Origin of the sequence: Streptomyces sp. NPDC006458 (genome assembly GCF_040612135.1) — a bacterium.
GTDB lineage: Bacteria > Actinomycetota > Actinomycetes > Streptomycetales > Streptomycetaceae > Streptomyces.
The window spans coordinates 1-2,791 of record NZ_JBEXPR010000024.1 but is presented as its reverse complement, the minus strand read 5'-3'; the positions used below and the strand labels follow the sequence as shown (position 1 = coordinate 2,791).

The following is a 2,791-nucleotide window of genomic DNA, read 5'->3' as shown; positions in this document are numbered from 1 at the left end:
TCACCCGAATCGAAGAAACTGGTCAGAAACACCCGCCACCTGCGGTAAAACCACAGGTCAACCAGACTGCTCCCCGCACCCGCGGGGATGGACCCTACGGCATCCGCCGTGCCTACGAGGCTGAGATCTGCTCCCCGCACCCGCGGGGATGGACCCGCGTACGCCGGCGAGAGGACACCGGCGCAGGACTGCTCCCCGCACCCGCGGGGATGGACCCGGCGTCGTCTACCTGGTCGGCAACGGGCGTCCTGGCCCGCGAAGGCGTCCCCCTCGACCAGGTGCACCCGCTGCAAACCACCCGCTGGGCCGAAGGCGCCGCCGAACTGGCGGTCCTGCTCGGAATCCTGATCACCGCGGCGAACCCGCCGCCCGTCTCACGCGAGTCAGGCATGACCGAACGCGACGTGATGCTCAACGAACTCGCCCAGGGGCTGCGCCCAATGTCCGAAGGCATCGAGTGGTTCGACGCACTCGGATCCGAGGAGCAGTCCGTGACACTGCGGTCGTTGTCCCATCACTGCATCCAGGCCCGTGCCGTCGCCGAAGACGGACCGAAGAGCATCCGCCGTGCCGGGCTACGCCCAACGCACACACCTGCGGTGCTGATCACACGCGGCCGCATCGATCAACAACTGGGCAAGATCGCCGGCCTCAGCCCGATCGACGAACGCCGGAAGGCGTTCCGGCTCCTGATCGCGGTGCTCGCGATCGCCGATGGGCGGCGCCGCGAGCGCTTCTGCTCCGGCGGATGCGGCCACTGGTGGCACAGGCCTTGAATCGTTCGTCCTGCGCAAGGTAGCCGTTACCCGGCACAGAGCAACATCCGTGACTACGTTGGCGGGCCTGCTGTGTACGCATAGACGCGGACGGGGTCGAGGTGCAGTTCGTGGGGTCCCAAACAGTCCGCGGCCAGGGTGGCCACGAGGGTCCCACAGGCGCACGTCATGTTGCGGCCTCCGGTTCCGAGCGGCCCGCAGCATCCCCAGTGGATGCCCGAGGCTTCGATCAACTGGAGTGTGGGCACGTCATCCGGATGAACGACCACGGAGTTCCTGGGCCCTGCGGACACCATTCCGGTCATGGCGGGGGGCATCAGCAGGCCGCGACTTCCGGATGCGCTCGGTTGCCGGGGGTCCGGAGCCACGAAGGGGGCTCCCCACAGCTGCGCGTCGATGGTGTAGTGGCCGCGTAGGACGGTCGAGGGCGCGAGCCGGGTCTTGCGATCACGGTCGCTGTCGCGGATGCGTCAGGCACCTCGGGAAGACCCTGGAGGTCCGGTGTGAGGTGGGCACCGCACTTCGCGCAGTAGAAGACCGTCATGTCGGCTGTTCTACCTCACCGTCGCAGTGGGCCACGACCGCGTTTCTGCGAGCCCGTCGTACTCGACGTGCGGTCCTGCCAGCGCTTGGCAGCGTGGCCCGGGCGGCCTGCAATCGGCGTCCCTCGGCCCTCCGGCGGGACGAGAAGTGTCGTTCACCGCAGGGCTGCGGGCGCAAGGCGATCGCACGTGCTTCGGCACAGGACCGGATCGGTCCGGGGCTCGCTCACGTATCCGCAGGGGCCGCTTGCCGCCAAGGCTTGGCCTCTGTCCACAGGCGCGCCGTGGCCTTCTGGTCGCATGAGCGATCACGAGCAGCAGCCGGCCCCGCGCCGTGGCAAGGTCCTGGAGGCCCTCGCACGGGCGGAGCGGAAGGTGTTCACCCGGCCCGCGCCGAAATCCGCAAAGGCTCAGGTGAAATTCCTTCTCACGCGGGCGAAGGGGTCGACGCAGGCCCTAGCGGAGCGCCTGGGCGTCTCGCGCCGCACGGTGGAGCGCTACCGCGCCGGGAAGCTGACGACCGCGCAGAAGTGTCCCCAAGCCGCCCTGGTGGAGGAGACGGAATCCGAGTGGAAACCGCAGGTCAGGGCGCAGGCGCGTCAACAGGCGTCGACCTTCAGCGGGATGATGGTGGAGGTGACTGCGTACTCCGGATTCGCCTGCACGGGCAGCTCGGATGACGGCCGCGAGCGCCAGATCACTACGGACATCTCGCCCTACTACGCGAAGCAGATCCTCGAACTCCAGGAGGCCGGTGCGACGGAGGAGGACCTGCATCCGATTGTCGCTGAGGCCATCACGGAGTCGTATTTCACGGAGTGGGGCACCCGTGCCGCTGGCCTGCGGGCAGATTTAACGCACGTCTCGAAAATAGAGTTCCGGATCTGACCCGGCCGAATTCCGGACCCGCATTCGGCGGGCCGTCGAAACGACGGCCCGCTCCCGAATCCGCACCACGAATACGAGGCCGAAGATGACCACGCCCTGGGCGCCCCGGCGCACCGCTGGCCGCCCGCTCGCCCCGCGTCGCGTCGCCGTGCCCCGGGAGCCGGTCTATCCCGCCCGCATCGGCCGCCGCGTCGTACGGCGCCGGGCGAAGGGGATGGACGCGACGCCGTCGAGGCGGCCCTCGAGGACGCCCGCTTCGCCGCGCGGCAGGCGTCCCGGTTCGAGGACCTGGCCGACGACGACGTCCGCGGCCAGGCGCAGCTCGCGGAGTGGGTGCGCCTCGCCCAGTGAGCCGAAGCACGGTAGCTGTCACGTAGGCAGTCTTGTTGTCACCTGCGAGGTGTCGCCGCAGCCGAACGGCGAGCGCGTCGCGGTTCCCCGGTCTTATCCGACCGGACGACTCACAAGAACGCCGGGGCCCAGGGGCCAGTGAGCCTTTTCCATCTTCACTCTGAGCTGGCCAGATGCAGGGTGAGGACGGCTTGGACGAGGCTGGTGATGCGGGTGGTCGAGCAGCGGAGCTTG

General features: G+C 68.8%; 2 protein-coding genes. Both read left to right on the top strand.

The window, feature by feature from the left end:
- The coding region (locus ABZZ79_RS28685; RefSeq protein ID WP_356693510.1) for a DUF5958 family protein at positions 1-776 on the top strand (776 nt) is incomplete at its 5' end.
- An 842-nt stretch (positions 777-1,618) separates the two neighbouring features.
- Positions 1,619-2,206, top strand: a complete 588-nt coding sequence (locus tag ABZZ79_RS28680) for an HTH domain-containing protein (protein ID WP_356693508.1) — start codon at positions 1,619-1,621, stop codon at positions 2,204-2,206.
- Positions 2,207-2,791: the final 585 nt, after the last annotated feature.

Excerpts from the sequence above, each read along its gene's own strand:
- ABZZ79_RS28680 (WP_356693508.1), top strand. The coding sequence starts at position 1,619 with ATGAGCGATCACGAGCAGCAGCCGGCCCCGCGCCGTGGCAAGGTCCTG.